We start from the raw sequence: 19,580 nt of genomic DNA on the forward strand, positions 1-19,580 counted from the left end.
AATCTAACACATGCTTTCCTAACTTCTTCCTGACTATCCGCAACCTTGCCCTCACTATAGGCCCTCCACCGACTTAGGGGTTAAGTCCTAAATTTAAAAACGGAAGTTAAAAAATCACCGGCCGCCAACCCGCAGTTTAAAACGCCTTCCCATTGACGCTACCACCGATTCACCATCCACTCTTACTGGCGGCACGCTTTTTGCCCAACAAAAAACGCACAACCACAATGATTGTGCGTCCATTTATTTATAGGGTTAAGACAGTTCTCGATTAACTAATCAGCCTGTCGGTCTAATTCGGCCTGCCGGTGCTGTTTGATCACGTGGTTTAGTGTTACCGCCAGGATCAAAGAGATGGCGGCATACCCGGCCGCGCCCCAGCTGATACGGTTCAGCCCAACGACGCCCAGCATGCCGGAAGCCGTGGCCGACCCCAGTGAAATGCCAAAGTTAAAGAAGATGGAATTCAACGAAGACGCCAATACCGCCGATTGGGGGTAGTCCTGCTCGGCAATATTTAAGAAGTGAATCTGAATTGGCGAATTCAAAATCGTGACGATTAGACTCATCACTAACAGGATGGCCAGGCCGACAAACTTGTTGCCCAAGCCAAATGGCAGAAGGGCTAACAGAATCACGTCCGCCACGTAGAAGCGTGGCATGATGCGCAAGCCATTCCGTTCCGCCAGCATCCCCGAGAACCGGTTGCTGAGAATGCTCATAATCCCAATCAGGAACAGGAGCCAATTTAAACTGGTCGTGCTAAAGCCCAGCGCGGTCGTCAGCAGTGGCCGAATGTAAGTGTAGTACGCGTACATCGTGGCCGCTGTGAACAGCACGAGCGCGATACCCACGTAGATGCGGCGGTCCTTCAGTAAGACTAATTGGTTCTTCACGCTGCCTTGCACCTGCTCGACCTCGCGTGGCAACAGCCAGCCCAACAGAACACAGGTGATGGCGCTGATGACGGAGATCAGGTAAAAGGCGTCGTGCCAGCTATAACTGGTACTGATGGCTGTCCCGATTGGCACCCCAAAAACGGAGGCAATACTGAAGCCAGCAAAGATCCAGGAGACCAGGCTCGCCCGCTTTTCTCGCGGCGCAATCGCACTGGCAAACGTCATGATGAGGGAAATAATCGCCCCCGCGACCACGGCCGTTAGAACTCGTGATAACAGTAGGACCGGATAATTCATCGCAAACCCGCTCAACGTATTCCCGATTAAAAAGATCACCATCAGGGTCATCAACGTTTTGTAGCGACTAAACCGGTTGGTTAAAATCGTGATGAACGGCGTGCTAACGGCATACACCGTCGCAAAGATGGTCACCAAATACCCTACGGTGGCAACGGGAATCTGGTATTCTTTAGCGATGTCGGACAGAACCCCGACCACGATAAATTCGTTGCACCCCAACATGAAGGCAACTAGGACAAACACGATGGCTTGCCAACGATACTTGTTCATTTTCAATTCCTCTGATTTCTTAAAACTTGCGAATGGCTCAAAACCGATGTCTGCGCTTGTGATGGTGAAAATGAGCCGATGCACCTGCCACTGTTTCCGTTCCCGGCGGCGGGCTCAAGGCGCCCTGCTGTGGGGCACGGCTCTAGTCACTCACATCAGCTAAGTTGGGCTCATTTTCATCATCCTTCCGGCTAGCATCAGTTTCGTCCGTTCGCACGCGAATGATTTTCTACTGTTCATCCCTACTTCTCAATTTTTTAGAAATAACAGTAACTTTACCTTTAAGATTACACTATCTCGCCCCAAAATATTAGGGGGACGACTCAGGTAATCCCTTTCATTTGCAAATTATTTTTTGAGCATTCGCTAGGCGCTCTAAAACCCGATTGATTAGTCTTCCTTAACCGTGACCCGCTGCTGATGAGCCGCGTTGGCCCGATTTAAAATGATGGCGACAATCAATGATAGAATGGCAAACGCCGTGGCACCGTAACCTAGGCTCAGGAGTCCACCGTGAACCAGGACGACCGAGGCCGTGGCCGATCCCAGCGAAATCCCAATATTAAAGAAGATGGCGTTGAGGGAGGACGCCAGGAGAGTTGCTTGCGGGTAATCCGCCTCCGCCACGTCCAGGAAGTGAATCTGAATCGGTGAATTCACCACGGAAATGATGAGGGTCAACACTAAAAATAGGCCAAAGCCCGTCACCCGATTACCCATCGCAACGGGCAATAATAATAGCAAGATAATGTCCACCACATAGAATCGCGGCATGGTGGTCAACCCATCCCGTTCGGCCACGGTTCCGGACAGCCGGTTACCCAGGATGCTCATGAGGCCTAGCGCAAACAGCAACCAATTTAGCGCCGTGGTGCCGAAGCCCAGCCCGGTCGTGAGTAGCGGTCGAATGTAGGTGTAATACGCGTACAGGGCCGCGGCAGAGAAGAGAATCAGAATGGCACCCAGGTAAATGCGCTTGTCTGTCAGTAAGACTAACTGGTCCTTGATGCCACCCGCAGCTTGTGGCAGGTTGCGGGGCAAAATAACCGCCATGACCACGCACGTCAGCAGGCTCAAAACCGAAATTAAATGAAAGGCCACGTGCCAGCTGGTGGCGGTACTGATAGCCGTTCCAATTGGTACCCCCACGACGGAGGCAATGCTGAAACCGGCCGCTAGCCAGGAAATCAGCATCGCCCGCTTGTTCCGGGGCGCAATATCGTTGGCAAAGAGAATGATCAACGACTCAATTGCCCCCGCAACCGCCGCCGTTAGCATGCGGGACACCAGAAACCACCCGTAACTGGTCGCAAAGCCACTCCAAGTGTTGCCCACCAAAAAGATGAGCAGCAACACCATCAGCGTTTTGTACCGGTTAAAGCGGTTGGCAAAAATCGTGATCAACGGCGTGCTGACCGCATAGACAATGGCAAAGATGGTCACCAGGTAGCCGGCCGTCGCCACGGTCACGCGCAATGAACGGGCGATGTCCGAGATGACCCCGACCACCATAAATTCGTTACAGCCCAGCATGAATGCCACGAGCACTAAGGCACTGGCCTGCCAGCGATACTTGTTCATCTTCATTCCTCCAATCAGAAAAAATTGCTTTCTTTTAGGGTACACTATTTTGCTCGCGGTCGTCAGGGAAATTAAAAGAGCTTCCGCCAAAAGATTTGTCGAAAACTCTGCCTGCTACTATAAGAATCGATAGATACTCTGAGGAATCCCCAATGAGGTTGCCGTCCAGTCTGTTCGCTGTTTTAGCGTGTCTGGGTGACGAAACTTCTTCGGCCAATCTGGATCAACAATCATCTGTTGACCAACAGCAGCCAGGTCTATCCCGGTCCGACTGATAGACTGCAAATCCGCAGCCGTTCGAATATGTCCAGCCACCATTAACGGTAGCTTAGGCACGAACTGTCGCACAATTTGGGCCACCGTGGCAGGAGCAGTTAAGGTCACAGCCGGCTGATCATAATGGCGTAAAGACAGACTTAAGTAGTCCAATGGCAAATGAGATAACGCCCGCATCAAAACCAGGTTATCTGCCAGGCTCAAGCCACCAGGCTCAATCTCTTCAGGAGAAATCCGATAACCGACAGCAAACGGTCTGTCTGCTTCTACTGCGACTTTTAATACACGTTGCGCTACTCGCATCGGGAAGAACATTCGGTTAACTAGACTCCCACCATACGCATCCATTCGCTGATTAGAAAGCGGCGACATGAATTGCTGAAGCAAAAAGCTATTCGCCCCATGAATTTCAACGCCATCAAACCCAGCCACGATGGCACGCCGCGTAGCTGTTCCAAAGTCATCGATAATGGTTTCAATTTCGTCATTAGTCAAGGCGACTGGCATGTCGACCATCCCGTGCTCGCCTTTGACTGCACTGGGACCAACAACCTTTTTACCATTAGTCGCGTAGTGATTGGTCATCCGTCCCGCATGAACTAACTGTAACATCACTTTAGCTCCCTGCTGATGGACGGCAGTTGCCAAATTAGCCAGTCCAGGGACCATTTGATCATTGGCAATACTCATCGAACCAGTAACCGTGCAGCCGGCAAGGTCAACGTATACCGAGCCCACAACTGCCAACCCCACGTTTTTCGTATGCTCCTGGTAAAAACGGCAGTCATTTTGACTGACTTCCCCATCAAACAGCGAGGTCCGCGTATCTAATGGCGCTAAACAAAAACCATTACGAAGTTTTAAACCGCTGGTAAAAGCATAAGATTTTTCATATTGCAAGTCACTCATTACCCAACCAACTTTCCTTTTAAAGATTAACTGTCAAAGCGGTCAATAATCCCAACAATCGCGCAATCATTCACGTCACGGACACCTTCTGCTTGGTGAACCTGCCGTGCACCAGCCCCACGGACTAGCAGAACAAATTCGCCAACCCCAGCACCAATCGCATCGGCAGCCACTTCTTCGTGCCGCACTGCCTGTCCGTTGGAATCCACTGGTTGTACGATCATTAATTTGCGGCCAATCAGCGACGGATCCTTTACCGTTGAAACCACACTTCCCACTACTTTTGCCATGTACATAATTTATCAATCCTCACTTATGGTTTACCGATTAGAATCTCAGTTAGGCCAATTATACCGCATATTAAATCGCTTTCATTACATTCTGACTAATCTGGAAGCTTGCCATCATGAATCTATTTCAAGTGCAAAATAAGACTGTTTTACAAAATTTGACCAGTATTATTTTGTCCCAGGGTTGAAATAACACTACTTATCCGTTACAATTCGGTTAGATGTTAACGGATACATCGCTGAGTCAACGGGGACTCTACCAGCTTTACCTAGGAGGGTCTATATGTCTAATACTTCACCTACACAAGAAAACTACAGCAATCTCGCGCATGCTTTAGCAAAATTCACCAGTCTCACCCAAATTAAAGCCCTGTGCTATAGCTTTAACGGTATTTTACTTAAAGACGATGCCGTTTTCCTCAACAATTCTGCAATCAAACGAAACCTAGCCGGTGAGGCGCTGGAACACTTCGCCATTTTTCCCGTCACACTGGGCACCCAGCTTTGGGGCACTATCATGTGTGATGCCAAAAACGTGTCCAAAAAGCGCTTGACGCTGGCACAGGGCTACCTCACGGATACGCTTCGTGAATCCTTTACTGGTACAACCGATTCGCTCACCGTTTGGGACGCGTTAACCGCTGATCAGGTTAAACAAATCAATTACTTTCATAATTTCTTCCCTCTGACCGAACAACACGATCCGTTGTCACCAACTTCAGTGTCCCCCGCATTGGCGACAATTAATGGTCAGACCATCAGTAACAGTGATGCCTACCACAGTATCAAACTAGCCGTGGCTTACATTCACAAGCATATCCAACAATCACTCTCATTAAATGATGTCGCCGAAGCGGCCTATCTTTCTCCGTCGTACCTAAGTAGACTCTTTAAAAAATACTTACACGTTAATTTTGTCGAATACGTCAACAATCAAAAGATTGCCTTGGCTCAGGAAAAGTTGGCATTAACTCTCATCCCTATTAATCAAATTTCCGCACAACTTGGCTTTGCTCAAACTAGCTATTTCACGAAGATTTTCAAACGCAAAACGCACATGACACCCTCTGAATTCCGCCAGCACAATCACGCGATTCAGAAGGTCTACACCATTCCACGTGATTTGGATTGGGATGACGCAACGTCCATCTATGACGTGACCAAGAACTATTTTCAACATCACGACATCAACTATCAGACGGATTCAGATGATGGTGACACCTACCTAACACGGATTGGTGACTTAGCCGATACTGAGGGCTCACGTGGCTGGGTCTACACCGTCGACGGCCAGCAACCGCTGCAGTCCGCTAATGAGGTCAACGCTAAAAATAAATCAGTCATTCAATGGGTTTACATGAACTATGCCAACTAACTAACTATGCCAACTAACTAAATGAAGCGAAAAGTCCCAGCCAACTTGAACAGCGGCTGGGGCTTTATTTAGGTCAGGTAAATTTCTCTTAGCCGCGATACATCCGCCGAACTCAAGTCCAATACTCGATGCAAGTATGGCTGTAGGCCACCGTACTCGGTCGCGATTTGAGCCAACGCTTGATACAAGTATGCTTCCGTCACGATGGATAAATCATGGATGGACTGAATAAAATTCTCGTTCATCTCTGCCGCTTGTGCTTCCTGAACCCGCGCCACAACCCGGGGCTTTGATAAGGTATTTGTCAGCAAATAATCTGCTAATATCTGATCCGGTCGAACCCCCAGAATCGCTAACAGTAAGACTGCCGCCATTCCTGTTCGATCTTTTCCAGCAGAACAATGAAATAAGATTCCTTCACTATCACCATAAGCCAATAAGTAGTGAAAAAACTCACGGTAAGCCTGTTGTGGCTGCTGTTGACTAGCCAACCGACGATAGACATTCAGCATTTGTTGATGGCCGCTCTGAGCATCGCTAGCGTACTGCCGCTGTAACTCAGCTGCCGTACCAGTGCTCTCCGTTTCATCGTCATCAAACACTGGTAAATGCTTGAACCAAATGCCGTTAGGAAGACGGTACGGAAACTGCGCTAATTCAGCCGTAGACCGCAGATCAATATCAACCGTAACCCCGCGATCCAGCAATAACTGCTGATCCGCCGACGTTAACGCTGACAAATGACCAGCCCGGAAAAGCTTCTGCCATTTGACAGTCCGGCCATCCGTGGTCTGGTAACCACCGAGGTCCCGGAAGTTAAGCCCCTTCGCCACTGGAATTACCCGTTCCTGAATCATCTCCCCACCTCCTTTAACCTCAGATAGTTGTCGCTAGCTATTCTCCGGTGATTTCCAAGAAGTCAGCAATCGCCTTCACACCCGTATTGTCCTTAGCTGACAAACAGAAAACCTGACTAGCCCCGGCAGCTTTCAGCTGATCCACGGCCCAATCAATGTCATCCTGACTCTTAGCTAAATCAATTTTGGTGACGATACCAATCTTATCCTTGGGGAACATACTCCCAAATGCGGGGGAAAAGGTTTGGCGGTGATCAGAAACACTTTGCACCAGCACAATCACGTCGGCATCAACTGCCGTCACCGTTAGTGCACTGTAGTACTCACGGTGTTCCATGAATTCACCCGGCGTATCGATCATCCGATTGTGCTTATAGAATTCAACAACTTGAGTCTTCTTGTAAGCAATTGCTTGCCCCAACAACCGTTGGCAAAGGGTCGTCTTCCCACAGGCGACGGCACCAATAAAAATCGGTTTCTTCATCTCGGTTCAACTCCCTTCACAACGTTTTTAATCATGATCATACATCGCAATGCCCAGAGGCGTCACAAATTGTGGATGCTCTGGCTTGTAAGCCGGTAACTTCAAAGTCTTACTGAAAGCTTTCACGAAGTCTTTGAAGTTAATCGCTCCACCCACAACAATGACGGGTTCTTTAACCGGCGTCTTCCCTGTATCACGAGCAATCGTGGCCATTTTATCCACTACCGGCCGGATGATTGAAAAGACTTCGGCTTCGCGTTTCGGATCGCGTTTAATCAACTCAGCCTCATCTGCTGGGATATGATGATAGCCTGCTAAGACTAAGGTCATATGGAACCCACCAGTCGCTTCGTCCAAGACCTCAACGAGCTTGCCCCGATTGAAGATACTAATCCCGGTGGTTCCCCCACCAATATCTACGACCGTTCCCGTCTTCATCCGAAGAAATTCAGCCGCTGCGGTCGGTTCGTCAACCACGTTCCGGCACTCTAGTTCTGCGGATTCAATGACGTTACTGACAATCTTAGCAGCACTATCCCCCGTTCCCGGTGGAATTGCCCCGCAAGCGGTGGTCAGTTCAACCCCTAAAACGTCTTCGGCTTTAGCCTTTAAGCGCTTTAAAATTTGTACAGATTCCATGAAGTTCACTACGATGCCGTCTCGAACCGCATTGTCATACTCAAACGCACCGTATAACGGCTGATTATCTTCGTCTAACACGGTCAGGACGATCGATGAGGTTCCTAGATCGACACCAACTCGTAGGTGCTCCTGCGGCTCTACCTGACGAATTGGGCGGTCAGTATTAACGACCTCAGCAAACTGATGTAACTGTTGATTAACGGCGGTTAAATCTAATGTTTGTTTTGCACCCATATTCATTCCTCGACTTTATCGTAAATTTCTATCAACTTCTGGTTTAGCCTCGCCATTCGCCACAACCATGATGCCCGACCAAACAGGGCAAATCCGTTTAAGCCGCGAAGGCGGCGAAAGTGAGCTCAGCCGGGCGCAAGGACCGCTCCTTGGTTCTGGGCGTCCTGCCCTCAGCGTTCCAGCTCATTTTCGCCGCCCGGTAAGGCGCCAACAACGATTTGTTTAACCCGTTATGTCCGGGTAATCTTGCAAACGGTGAAGTCTAAGATATCGTGCAACTGCTTAACGACTTGTTCCAAGGAAGCTTCAACCTCTGACACTTCCCCACACAAAACAACTGAACCACTGAACCGATCGATGAAACCCAGATCAACACTCCCGGACTTCGTGGCAATATCACTAGCGATGATTGACGCTTCACTAGGGGTAATCGTCAAGATACCCAACGCGGTGTTATTATCATCCAATCCTAACTTTTTGAAGACATCCTTGTCGGGATTAGCAATAACGTGCGCCAGCGTAATCTGTTTCCCAGGAACATATTCTTGAATCATCCGTTCCGGTTCCGTTCGGTGTTCGCTTGAGTTAGTTAAACTCATGGATTTAGCCTCCTTTCTTCAAGTCTAACGACTAAGCTTGGTTAGCCCAGTCAGCAGGATAAGTAATGTAAATGAAGCGGGCCTTGTCTTCGACAGAGAACTTAATCTTACTGCCTTTAGGAATCAAAATGATTTGGCCTGCATTAGCAGTGGCGGTGCCATTTTTACCAATGACTTTTAACGTGCCATCGATAACGTAGTCGACTTCGTCATAGTTCAATGTCCAGTCAAAGGTACTGTGATCCATGACCATTAAGCCTGCGCCTAAACGTGGGCTTTCCTTCAAGTCAAAGAAGTCCTTGGTGTAGACTTGATCAGTTGGATTACCTGTATCCATCCGGTCATCCTCAGAAACATCCCAAGCAGGCAAATCAATCGAAACTAACCCGTCTGGTGTAATACTCTTCTTCACACTCAACTTTTCAGTCACAATTTTACGAACAATTTCTTCGATTTGTGCGCGATCAATGTTCATCTACTGCCACTTTCCCTTCATCTGTCTTGTCTTTTTTAGGTTGCTTGCCCAATACTCGGTTAGCCATGAACATCGCAACAAAGATAGCGGTAATCCCGGCAACCAGCTTGCTGACAATCATTGGGAAAATCATTTCCTTAGCAACTCCGGCAACGAAACCTAAGTGATCCCCGAAAACAAAGGCTGCGGATACAGCAAAGGCAACGTTGATGATTTTACCCCGGTCATCCATATCCTTCATCATTTCAAACATTGGAATGTTGTTAGCCAAGGTGGCAACTAATCCGGCAGCGGCCGTTTCGTTCATCCCCATCGCTTGACCTAACTTCATCAATGGCTTACGGAAGACTTTCGTGATCACGTAAACTAACGTGAAGGCTCCGGCCAGTGTCATGGCAATGCTCCCAACAACTTGAATACCGCCACGAACGTTGGCGATACCAGGAATCAAGGTAACGCCGACCATGGACTGTACGGCCCCTAGGGCTAGTCCCAAGGTCCCAATCACAATAATAGCTTGACCAAAAATCGCGAAGCCTTTAATCATGCCTTCTGGTTTAAACCACAGTCCCAGTGCAATCAAGACAGCGAACAGAATAATTGGCACAATGTTCTTCAAGACGGAAATGATTGGCATCCCCATCATCAGTCCACCGACAAAACACCCGATAGGAATCGTGACCATCCCGGAAAGAACCCCGGTAGCTAAGAAACGGTGATCCTTCTTGTCAATGATTCCCAAGGCAACAGGAATAGAGAACACAATAGTCGGGCCCATCATAGAACCAAGAATAACCCCGGCGAATAACCCAGCTTGTGGATCCAATGCCATTTGCTTAGCTAGTTGAAATCCACCCATATCAATCGCAATTAAACTCGTTGCGAACATTGAAGGATCGGCACCTAATGCCCGATATAATGGCACAATCACTGGTGATAAAATCTTGGCCAAGATAGGAGCCAGGATGATAATCCCGACCATGGACATGGCTAAGGACCCCATGGCCATGATCCCTTCTTCAAATTTGGCACCTAAACCAAATTTGTTCCCAATCATTTTATCAAGTGCCCCTAAAGCCATGAAGAACACCATAATATACATAATAATTTCATTAATTCCCATAACTGAACTGCCTCCCTTCTAATTGAAAAACGTTACTGTTCATCGATTGAATCAATAATTCCGACAATTGTGGCGTCAATTGGGACATGTTCACCCTGGTCCACGACCCGGGCCCCCGATCCCTCAACAACTAAGACTTGTTCACCGAAACCGGCACCAACCATATCACAGGCCACGATTTGTCGCGTCTGCCAGGTTTTAGCGGTCCCAGGCTTCTTATCGGCCACATTCACCAACAGAAACCGAGCTCCTGAAAGGGCATCGACTTTTTTCGTTGACCATAAATTACCAACAACTTCTCCAACTACCATTTTGCCAACCACCTTTCAGGATTACCGATTTATTTATGTTGGTGCTTACCAGCCCATTCGGCGGCTTCATCCGTCAATACTTCATTGGCTGCGAGGTCATACTGCCCCGCTTGCCACCGATGCTCCAACGCTAAGCGGCTCACATAGTGCCGCTTAACGGCTGGGGCCGGTTGCTGACGCTGAAGCGCTTGCAACTGACTGTTAAAGTGTTGGTCGTCATTAATGAAGTGAATATCCATCGACTCTAATTGCTGCAAAGCCGCTTGAAGTTGCCGCCAAACACCATACCGCGTTTGTTGCCGATAGGTGGCCAGCCGAGGCGCTGTCCCAAAGATCCAGACGGGTTTCCCTGCCAGCAAGAAGGCCACCACTTGGGTCGTCTCCTCATCGATTGGGGTCAGCTTTACGACCGCTAACAACTGCGGTAAAGTCATCTGACTAAGACAAAGCAGGATAGCATCGCTATCCTGCTTTGTCCCAAACATGAAATGATAGTCAGCTGAAAGCCTTTGCACATAAGCCGCAGGATACGCTTCAATTTTCCCCTGAAAGAGAATTTCACTTTTCGTTGCTGCTCCAAGCTGTGCGACGACCCGGTTAGTAATTGCTTGAATCAGCTTTTCTAAATCAGCAGACTGCATTTTAAAAACCTACTTTTTATAGATTGTTCCCCGCATGCCCTTCTTGAGTCCACAAGCATTTGCTTCGTCAAAATCAACATGCATTCGGGTAGCAAACCGATCACTGACACGAATAACCACATTTCCAAAAATCAAGCCACGGTCACCCGTTGTCTTAACATCAACGACATCACCATTCTTGACACCGTAGAGCTTGGCATCGCTTGGCGTCATATGAACGTGACGCTGCGCAACAATCACGCCGGACTCAATGCCGACTGATTTGCCTTGATCACTCACCAAGGTTATCCCTGGTGTTTGATCCAAGTGACCACTCTCCCGTAACGGTGGTGTGACACCTAAGGTTCTGGCATCCGTCATTGACAGTTCGACCTGTGATTGCTTCCGGGCGGGTCCTAAGACGGCAACATTAGCAATCTTGCCGTTAGGTCCAACCAACGTTAAACGTTCTTCGGAAACGAACTGACCGGGTTGTGACAGTGGCCGCTTGGCGGTCAACTGATGCCCGGTGCCGAATAAGGCATCAATAGTGGGCTGATCAAGATGGATGTGGCGGGCAGAGGCTTCAATTTCAAATGAAGTCTTTTCCCTTAACTCGGCGACGATTGCTTCAACGATATCGTTTAAGTTATCCGTCGTCATCACCTACTCTCCAAAATTGTTTGTGTCCAGGTTTGAATCATCATTTGCCACTGAACAATGGCTTTGTAGTAAGCTGACTGCTGCAGCTCTGGCTGTACCCGAACGTAATCGCCCAGGACGGCTGCAACGTCACCAACACTACTTTGTAATTGTTGAACCACCAGCATTTTCGGCTGAACTAATTTCATAGAAGTCAGTTTCAACTGATCCGTTGCGCAGTCCTCATTGGTCAAAATCTGATCAAACGTCTTCGTAAGCAAGGAGTTGACGAACTCGACTAACTCGGTGACAACTGACTGGTCAATCTCCTCTGACTGTTCACTCAGCAACGTTAGTAACAACAAGACTTGCTGTCGCAACGTGGATTGTAAGCGAATGAGCGGTGTGCCCAATCGGGAAAGCTGATTAAAGTCAACCGGTGGAATCACAACATTTGCGGACTCGAGCCAACGATTGGGCTTAGCAGCCTCTTTCGCCTGAACCTTCATCTGAGCAGAGGTCGCATTCGTTTGTTTGATCTTAATCTGATGCTCGCCCAAAAAGCTCCGAGCAGCTGGGGTCAAAATAGTACCTCTTGGTAACGTTAATTGATCCTGGTTAGCTAACTTATTTTGACGCATCAGTTGTCGTACAGAATCTTCAGTTAATAATTTGTCCAAGAGGCACCTCCTTTCACGAGTCTAGCAAAGACCATTCATTAGTCTTCGTCGAGGTCAGCGTTGTCTCCTACCATGTGAGGCAAGATAGCATCAACTTCGTTGTGTGGACGAGGGATAACGTGAACGGAAATTAATTCCCCAACTTTTTCACAAGCAGCAGCACCAGCATCGGTAGCAGCCTTAACGGCACCAACGTCACCACGAACCATAACAGTAACTAACCCGGCACCAACTTGTTCCTTACCAATTAAGGTAACGTTAGCAGCCTTAACCATAGCATCGGCAGCTTCAATAGAACCAACTAAACCTTTTGTTTCGATCATACCTAGAGCATTAGTGTTTGACATAAGAATTTCCTCCTAAAATTTAAATGACTTTATTGGATTTTTGCTAAAACTTGACGAACTAATTCTTCAACCAATTGTTCTTGGTTGCCAGTTGAACTTGGCGTGCTTTGCGTAACAGCGGTTGCAGCGCCCCGAATATCTTCGAGTTCGCGAACCCCAATAGCAACACGTTTCAGGTTCAATAGGTTCAGTGGGCTGATGTTATCGGAACTAGCACTCCCACCGATAGCCCCACAGCCTAAGGTCAAGGCTGGGTTCAGGCCGGTCGTGGCACCGATACCACCTAAGGCACCTGGCGTGTTAACCAAAACCCGAGAAGCTGGAACCATCGCTGCGTAATCGCAGATCAACTTGTGATTTTCAGAATGGACGATGGCCGTGTGACCTGCCCCTTCATTCATCAACAATTTGTTCGTTAAGTCAGCAGCTGCCTGCATATCCTTAACTTCGAAGTAAGCCATGATTGGGGTGAGCTTTTCCCGTGAGAATGGATCGCCCTTACCCACATTTTCTGCGGAATCCCGGGCAATTAAGACTCGAGCGCTATTTGGCACTTCAATCTTGGCCAAGTCAGCAATCACTTGAACTGACTTACCAACAATCTGTGGGTTCATCGTGCCGTCAGCCCGTAAGATGAAGTGGGAAACACGTTCCTTTTCTTCATCCGTTAAGAAGTAACCGCCTTGCTTTTCCAGTTCACGGTGAACTTCATCCTTGTTGGCATCTTCAACGATGACGGATTGTTCAGACGCACAGATGGTCCCGTTATCAAACGTTTCGGAATCCATGATCCGCTTAACAGCTAAGGAAGCGTCCGCACTCTTTTCAATGTAAGCTGACCCGTTACCAGGACCAACCCCTAAGGCTGGTGTCCCTGAAGAGTAAGCCGCGTGAACCATTGCAGTCCCACCAGTTGCCAAGATTAACTTGGTCTCGTCGTTGTGCATCAGTTCATCCGTACCTTCAAGCGTTGGGGCAGTCATCCCGGAAATCAAACCGGCTGGCGCACCTGCTTGGTAAGCAGCCTCGCTGGTCACTCTGATAGCTTCCAGAATACATTTCTTAGCATTAGGATGTGGGGAGAAGACAATCGCATTCCCCGCCTTAACAGCAATCAAAGCCTTGTAGAACACTGAGGAAGTTGGGTTGGTTGATGGAATTAATCCAGCAATGACACCAACTGGTACAGCCATATCAATGGTCTTGTGTTCTGAATCTTCACCCAAGATACCAATGGTCTTCAAATCGCGATAACGATCGTTAACCGTCTTGGAAGCAAATTCATTTTTGATAGCCTTATCTTGCCAAATTCCAAAGCCGGTTTCTTCTTGCGCCATTTTACCTAAGCGTTCCGCGTTAGCAACACCCGCATCTGCAATGGCTTGGCAAATTTCGTTAACCTTTTCTTGGGAGAATTGGCTAAAAATCTTTTGGGCCTTAGTCGCTTGATGAAGCAACGTCCGAACCTCTTGAATTGATAGTAAATCAGCATCTGTTAGACTCAAGAATTATTCCTCCTTTGCAAATCATCAAGAATAGCCTGAACTAATGTCCGCTTGTTCCCCATCTTAATTTGCTTCTTCGTCAGAGTTTGGATATTCATGTGGTAGGCTTGCTTCCGCAGGTCCACAACACGCATCTTCTCTAACGCTTGTCTGTCGGTCGCCCAGTCGCTCTGATCAGTCGTAGCCTGGTCTTCGTCAACTGGTTTGTCTTCAACCTTTGCAGGTTGAGCGACTGGCAGCGTTGGTGTTGTCGCGTCATCAACCGCGGCGTCACCGTTACTTTCAGGTGCTTCTGGTTTTTCTGATTTCTCCGGTGTTGGATCAGGAGTTGGTCGTTGAACCATCAAATCAGTTTGACCATCCATGCGCGCAATCACGTGCTCAGAAATGAGGCAATCAAACTGTTCGATGCTAGCAACCCCGGCATCAATACCGGCATTGACCGCAGCAACATCTCCCGTAACCAGAACGGTTACCAGGCCCCCACGTGTGACCCGAAAGTCACGCATGTCAACTTCAGCGGCCTTTAAGGCTGCATCCGCTGCAACGACAGCACCCAGAAAGCCTTTAACTTCAATCATTCCTAGACTTTCACCTGTCATTTTAGTTCACGTCCTTAGTCAACCATCGGATTATTGGCAATTTCCTTCACTGCCGTGGCAAAAGCGTCACAAGCAGCTTTGCAGGCAGATTGGCTACCTGTCAACAGAGCACCACCAAAGTTGGTTTCCGAAGGCGGGCCATAGAGCACACCCATTTGGACGTCGGCTGCTTTCATTGCAGCATCGACGGCGTAAATGGATTCCAGTGGCGGCGCGATCAAGTAAGCAATGGCACCACCTTCAGGGGCATTGGCTACCTTAGACAAGTAGCTCCCCGTCCGTGAAATCGTGTGTGCAAAGTAGACAATACTGTCATCTTCGTTAGCACTCACGAAGTGGGCTTCTTCTTCAATCACCCGAATGCAGGCATCTAGGCCACTACGAACCTCAGCAGGACTTGGCCCACCGAGAATTCCAATAACTTCACCCGCTAATTTCGTTGAGGCGTTGCCGGCCCCAGCATACATACTCTTCCCATAAACAACTTCAACGTCAGCTGTCTTGGTTGCCTCGTCCAATGCAACGTAAGTTACATCATCACAATCAGAAGTAATCAAACCGAGACTTTTGATGTCACTTGGCAAGTCCAAAGATTTCGCTAACTCACTGTCCACATTAGGAATCAATCTTGTACTGAGGACATTGGCTTTAATCGCACTATCTTTCACTGTGTAATTCCTCCTTTCGGATATGTCGCATTAACTTTAGGCACCGGCGTTTTCAGCAGCCTTTAAGTCAATCCCAGACTTCTTCAAACGAACCATCTTGTCTAGCAATTCAGCGATGTAGGCACCGGCTTCAACGGCTGGCATCCCACCATCATGAATGTTGGAAACAACGGTCCGGTTAGCTTCTGGCATCCCAACGGTTGGCTTGTAAGCAATGTAAGCACTCATGGATTTAGCGGTAACCAATCCAGGACGTTCACCAACTAACATGCAGACAACATCTGCGCCAGTCACTTCACCGATTTGGTCTTCAGCACCGACCCGAGCGTACTTCACGAAGATGACGTCCTTGGTATCAAAGCTCAAGCCATAAACCTTCAAGCCTTGTTGAATGGCTGGAATGATTTCCTTAACGTTGGCTTCAATAGCAGCTGAACTCAAGCCATCACCGACAACCATTTGAATCTTGGCGTTTGGCGTGATGTTCTTCTTGATAGCGGCAACGGTTTCATCTGAGAACTTCCGACCATAGTCTGGACGGGTTAAGAATTCATCCTTAGAGGAACAAGTCGTTTGGGTTTCAAAGAATCCCATGTCTTTTGGCAATTGTGGATCAACGTCACTGAACACGGCATCTTGTGCAGCCGCGTGATCAGCACGGAAGCGGAGAACTGAAGCGGTCTTGTAACGGGTACCAACACGGCCCATTCCCAAACGAGCTGGTGTGAAGGACTTGATTTTCAGGTAACCTTCGCGATCATGTGGATTGTCTTGTAAGAATTGCTTCTTCAAATCAATCTTTGTGATGTCGTCTAACACGTCATCGCTAACAGTTGAATCGTTGCTAGCAGGTGTTGCTGTTGACGTTGAACTTGTCGTCTTTGCAGCGGCTGGTTTCTTGTCTTCAGTCATATCTGCTAAAATATTTTCGATCATTGACTTTAAGTCTTTTTCATCCATGTCGTATCACTTCCTTTTAGTTTAAGAAAATCGATGCATCACCGGCGCGGGCAGTTAACTGACCATTTTCAGTAATGCCCATCTTTTCCATCCAGTCGCCAAATTCTTTAATTGGGTGGTAACCGAAGATATCACGAATCGTGGCAGTTTCTTGGAACCCAGTTGATTGATAGTTCAACATAACGTCATCGGCATGTGGCACACCCATAATGTAGTTGCACCCAGCAGCACCTAAGAGCACGGCTAAGTTTTCACCATCGTTTTGGTCAGCCTTCATATGGTTGGTGTAGCAAACGTCACAACCCATTGAGATTCCTTGCAGCTTACCCATGAAGTGATCTTCAAGACCGGCACGGATAACTTGCTTGGAGTTGTATAAGTATTCTGGTCCAATGAACCCAACCACCGTGTTGACGATGTATGGATCATATTTCTTGGCAAAGCCGTAGCAACGTGATTCCATCGTTAATTCATCAGCACCGAAGTTAGCGTCGGCAGATAATTCTGAACCTTCACCAGTTTCAAAGTACATCACGTTAGGACCAGCAGCTTGACCTTGGTGCAAGCCTAAGTCATAAGCTTCGCTCAGCATGTCAGCGTTAATCCCAAAGGCCGTGTTCCCTTTTTCAGAGCCGGCGATGGATTGGAAGATCAGGCCGGCAGGAGCACCGCGCCGAATAGCTTCCATTTGCGTCGTCACATGAGCTAAGACGGAGCATTGCGTTGGCACATCCCATTGTGAACGGAATTCTTCGAACTTGTTCAAAATCTTGGTAACGCTGTCAACTGAGTCATCGTTAGGGTTCAACCCAATAACGGCATCCCCAACACCCCAGCTAAGACCTTCCATAACACCAGCCATGATCCCATCGATATTGTCGGTTGGATGGTTCGTTTGGAGCCGTGAGGAGAAGGTCCCTGGGCGACCAATCGTCGTGTTAGCAGTCTTTTCAACGTGAATCTTCTTAGCGGCAACGACCAAGTCCATGTTCGTCATCAGCTTGGTAACGGCTGCGGCCATTTCGGAAGTCAGGCCCCGACGAACGCGCTTAATATCGTGGTCCGTGGTGCTATCAGACAAGATCCATTCACGTAAGTCTGAAACTGACCAGTTCTTGATGCTATCGAAGATCCGGGTGTTCACACCGTCAATAATAATCCGGGTAACTTCATCATCCTCGTAAGGCACAACTGGGTTGTTGTAAATATCGTTCAACGTTAATTGTGCTAAGACAACCTTCGCTGCAACCCGTTCCGTGGCATCACTTGCGGCAACCCCGGCCAATTCATCACCGGACTTTAATTCGTTAGCTTTAGCCAAAACTTCTTTGACTGAGCCAAAGCTGTATAAATGATCAGATAAATATGTTTGTAAAATCATTCTGCTGCCTCCTTTGCAAATAAATTGCTTTTGAGTTTCTTATCCAAATACAAGCGTTTTCACAATTACTGGTAAGACTTCACCGCCAGCAACAGGTTCCCCGAGGTCAATGTAATCCCCATTTTCTACCTTGACGCTATCGATACAAACAAACGGATAACGGTCTGGTAACTTGGCGAATAAACTGTGACCCAGCGCCTTGGCCATGTCTTCATGCACCATGATAATCAGTGGCTCATGCTTATCGATTAGGACCTGTGCGCCCTTCACGATTCCGGCGGCGTACCGCTGAATATCGTTAAAGGAAGGACTGTGCTTGCCGGTAAAGGCTAATGCAACGTTACTTAACTCGTTTTGTACTTTGTACCAGTTGATCTTTTCTTCAACCGTCTTGGCTAACTCGTCCTCTGCTAGATCCTCATCGCTCTTAGTAATTTTCAGAATCGGTAAGTTCCGGAGAGGGAGGATGCCATCCGTGTAAGCAATCGTGCTCCCGGTGACATCCGTTGTGTGTGAGCCAGCACCCACAACGGTTGCGCGAATCGTTTCAACTGATGGGTAAATCGTCTTGTCCTTGAAGATGCGGGAATGCCGGACGCCATAACCGAGAAGCAACCCAATGTCTCCATAACGCAAGACATCCTGTGGCAACTCTTCGTTTAAGCAATCGGCCACCCCACCAGAGAAGGTGACACCGTCAATCTTGTGTTCCGGATGTAAGGCATGATTGGTGACAAACATATCGAAATAAGGACTCTTGTCCCCAACGCCAATACTGTTCTCCAATACGTTAACCAGCACATCAATGATTGGCTGTAATTGGTCGAGGTTGACGCGCATCCCCTCGTGGACGTCCAGCTTCAAGTCTTGGATCAGCTCCTTAACCTTCGGCGAGATATAAGTAATTTCTTTCGTGCTAGGGGTAATTTTGATTAACCGACCACCGATATCGAAGCAGGCCGTATCCAGAATATCTTCATCACTGAATAATCCCAGATTACTGGTCCCACCACCAATATCCATGTTGACCACGTTCCGCCGTTTCTTGCGGGCTGTGACGTTGGTCCCGGCACCTTTCCCAGCAATGATGCTCTCTAGGTCTGGTCCGGCCGTTGCCACCACGAAGTCACCGGCATAACCACTCAAGGCTTGCGTAACAGCGCTTGCATTTTCTTTCCGCGCCGTTTCACCTGTGATAATGACGGCACCCATTTGAATATCACGTTTGTCGATGCCCGCTGCCTGATATTGATCAGCTACGAATTTAGTAATCGCATCCGCATCGATTTCAGTCTGCGTAGCAAGTGGTGTGAATATGATGTCGCTTTGAAAGATGACCTCTTTTTTTGAAATATTGATTCTGGGGACTGAGAAGGCTGCAGCAAAGTTCTTCACCGTTAACCGAGAAAGAATCAATTGCGTGGTCGACGTCCCTAAATCAATGCCGACACTCAAAATTTGATCATCTTGCATATAACCTCCCTCCTTTCCAAAAAAATGGGGCTCAAAATCAAGCCACTTTTCCCGTGCAGAAGCCAGTGCTCCCGTAG

Annotated in this window: 22 protein-coding genes; 1 reads left to right on the forward strand and 21 read right to left on the reverse strand. The window is 48.2% G+C overall.

Translation table 11 applies throughout. From position 1 onward, the window contains the following. Positions 1–275 precede the first annotated feature (275 nt). The 4 genes from JUF13_RS04215 to JUF13_RS04230 form a co-directional block, all read right to left on the reverse strand. Entirely contained in the window at positions 276–1,469 is a 1,194-nt protein-coding gene (locus JUF13_RS04215; RefSeq protein WP_203637890.1) for an MFS transporter, read from the reverse strand. Between the two features lie 390 nt (positions 1,470–1,859). Further along, complete coding sequence (locus JUF13_RS04220; RefSeq protein WP_203637891.1) at positions 1,860–3,050, reverse strand: MFS transporter; 1,191 nt, start codon at positions 3,048–3,050, stop codon at positions 1,860–1,862. Between the two features lie 117 nt (positions 3,051–3,167). Further along, on the reverse strand, positions 3,168–4,235 hold the full coding sequence (locus JUF13_RS04225) for an oxidoreductase (protein ID WP_203637892.1): 1,068 nt from the start codon (positions 4,233–4,235) through the stop codon (positions 3,168–3,170). A gap of 26 nt (positions 4,236–4,261) precedes the next feature. Further along, positions 4,262–4,531, reverse strand: coding sequence for a EutN/CcmL family microcompartment protein (locus JUF13_RS04230; protein WP_203637893.1), 270 nt, complete (start codon positions 4,529–4,531; stop codon positions 4,262–4,264). Between the two features lie 277 nt (positions 4,532–4,808). On the opposite strand from JUF13_RS04230, the gene JUF13_RS04235 reads away from it, so the two are divergent. Continuing rightward, complete coding sequence (locus JUF13_RS04235; protein WP_203637894.1) at positions 4,809–5,900, forward strand: helix-turn-helix domain-containing protein; 1,092 nt, start codon at positions 4,809–4,811, stop codon at positions 5,898–5,900. A 68-nt stretch (positions 5,901–5,968) separates the two neighbouring features. Here JUF13_RS04235 and JUF13_RS04240 read toward each other — a convergent pair whose 3' ends face one another. From JUF13_RS04240 to eutA, 17 genes are all read right to left on the reverse strand, one after another. Further along, positions 5,969–6,757 carry a tyrosine-protein phosphatase gene (locus JUF13_RS04240; RefSeq protein ID WP_203637896.1) on the reverse strand — a complete coding sequence of 263 codons (789 nt, stop codon included), beginning with the start codon at positions 6,755–6,757 and terminating at the stop codon, positions 5,969–5,971. A gap of 37 nt (positions 6,758–6,794) precedes the next feature. After that, a complete protein-coding gene (locus JUF13_RS04245) occupies positions 6,795–7,241 on the reverse strand; it encodes a EutP/PduV family microcompartment system protein (RefSeq protein WP_203637897.1) in 447 nt (148 codons plus the stop codon). A 27-nt stretch (positions 7,242–7,268) separates the two neighbouring features. Beyond that, the gene (gene eutJ / locus JUF13_RS04250) at positions 7,269–8,123 is read right to left on the reverse strand and encodes an ethanolamine utilization protein EutJ (protein ID WP_203637898.1); all 855 of its coding nucleotides are present in this window, start codon (positions 8,121–8,123) and stop codon (positions 7,269–7,271) included. A gap of 224 nt (positions 8,124–8,347) precedes the next feature. Continuing rightward, entirely contained in the window at positions 8,348–8,671 is a 324-nt protein-coding gene (locus JUF13_RS04255) for a BMC domain-containing protein (RefSeq protein ID WP_203638040.1), read from the reverse strand. 76 nt (positions 8,672–8,747) lie between these two features. Next, positions 8,748–9,191, reverse strand: a complete 444-nt coding sequence (locus tag JUF13_RS04260) for a EutQ-related cupin domain-containing protein (protein ID WP_203637900.1) — start codon at positions 9,189–9,191, stop codon at positions 8,748–8,750. Then, a complete protein-coding gene (gene eutH / locus JUF13_RS04265) occupies positions 9,181–10,314 on the reverse strand; it encodes an ethanolamine utilization protein EutH (protein WP_203637902.1) in 1,134 nt (377 codons plus the stop codon). The genes JUF13_RS04260 and eutH overlap by 11 nt, the downstream gene beginning before the upstream one ends. 32 nt (positions 10,315–10,346) lie before the next feature. Further along, positions 10,347–10,625 carry a EutN/CcmL family microcompartment protein gene (locus tag JUF13_RS04270; protein WP_203637904.1) on the reverse strand — a complete coding sequence of 93 codons (279 nt, stop codon included), beginning with the start codon at positions 10,623–10,625 and terminating at the stop codon, positions 10,347–10,349. 29 nt (positions 10,626–10,654) lie between these two features. Further along, positions 10,655–11,266, reverse strand: coding sequence for a hypothetical protein (locus tag JUF13_RS04275; protein WP_203637906.1), 612 nt, complete (start codon positions 11,264–11,266; stop codon positions 10,655–10,657). Positions 11,267–11,275: 9 nt separating this feature from the next. Next, a complete protein-coding gene (pduL, locus tag JUF13_RS04280) occupies positions 11,276–11,908 on the reverse strand; it encodes a phosphate propanoyltransferase (RefSeq protein WP_203637908.1) in 633 nt (210 codons plus the stop codon). Continuing rightward, a complete protein-coding gene (locus JUF13_RS04285; RefSeq protein WP_203637910.1) occupies positions 11,908–12,567 on the reverse strand; it encodes a hypothetical protein in 660 nt (219 codons plus the stop codon). Before JUF13_RS04285 ends, pduL begins: the two co-directional genes overlap by 1 nt. A gap of 38 nt (positions 12,568–12,605) precedes the next feature. Further along, positions 12,606–12,914, reverse strand: a complete 309-nt coding sequence (locus JUF13_RS04290) for a BMC domain-containing protein (protein WP_203637912.1) — start codon at positions 12,912–12,914, stop codon at positions 12,606–12,608. Positions 12,915–12,943: 29 nt separating this feature from the next. Further along, positions 12,944–14,419, reverse strand: a complete 1,476-nt coding sequence (locus JUF13_RS04295; RefSeq protein ID WP_203637914.1) for an acetaldehyde dehydrogenase (acetylating) — start codon at positions 14,417–14,419, stop codon at positions 12,944–12,946. Beyond that, positions 14,416–15,021, reverse strand: coding sequence for a BMC domain-containing protein (locus JUF13_RS04300; protein WP_203637916.1), 606 nt, complete (start codon positions 15,019–15,021; stop codon positions 14,416–14,418). Before JUF13_RS04300 ends, JUF13_RS04295 begins: the two co-directional genes overlap by 4 nt. Positions 15,022–15,035: 14 nt before the next feature. After that, positions 15,036–15,689 (reverse strand): ethanolamine utilization microcompartment protein EutL, encoded by a 654-nt coding sequence (gene eutL, locus JUF13_RS04305; RefSeq protein ID WP_203637918.1) that lies wholly within the window; start codon positions 15,687–15,689, stop codon positions 15,036–15,038. Positions 15,690–15,725: 36 nt separating this feature from the next. Continuing rightward, on the reverse strand, positions 15,726–16,649 hold the full coding sequence (eutC, locus tag JUF13_RS04310) for an ethanolamine ammonia-lyase subunit EutC (RefSeq protein ID WP_203637919.1): 924 nt from the start codon (positions 16,647–16,649) through the stop codon (positions 15,726–15,728). A gap of 16 nt (positions 16,650–16,665) precedes the next feature. Next, on the reverse strand, positions 16,666–18,030 hold the full coding sequence (locus tag JUF13_RS04315) for an ethanolamine ammonia-lyase subunit EutB (RefSeq protein WP_203637921.1): 1,365 nt from the start codon (positions 18,028–18,030) through the stop codon (positions 16,666–16,668). A gap of 39 nt (positions 18,031–18,069) precedes the next feature. Next, positions 18,070–19,503: an ethanolamine ammonia-lyase reactivating factor EutA gene (eutA, locus tag JUF13_RS04320; protein ID WP_203637923.1), complete on the reverse strand. Its 1,434-nt coding sequence runs from the start codon at positions 19,501–19,503 to the stop codon at positions 18,070–18,072. Positions 19,504–19,580 lie beyond the last annotated feature (77 nt).

Source organism: Levilactobacillus wangkuiensis, from assembly GCF_016861605.1.
In the GTDB taxonomy this organism is placed as follows: domain Bacteria; phylum Bacillota; class Bacilli; order Lactobacillales; family Lactobacillaceae; genus Levilactobacillus; species Levilactobacillus wangkuiensis.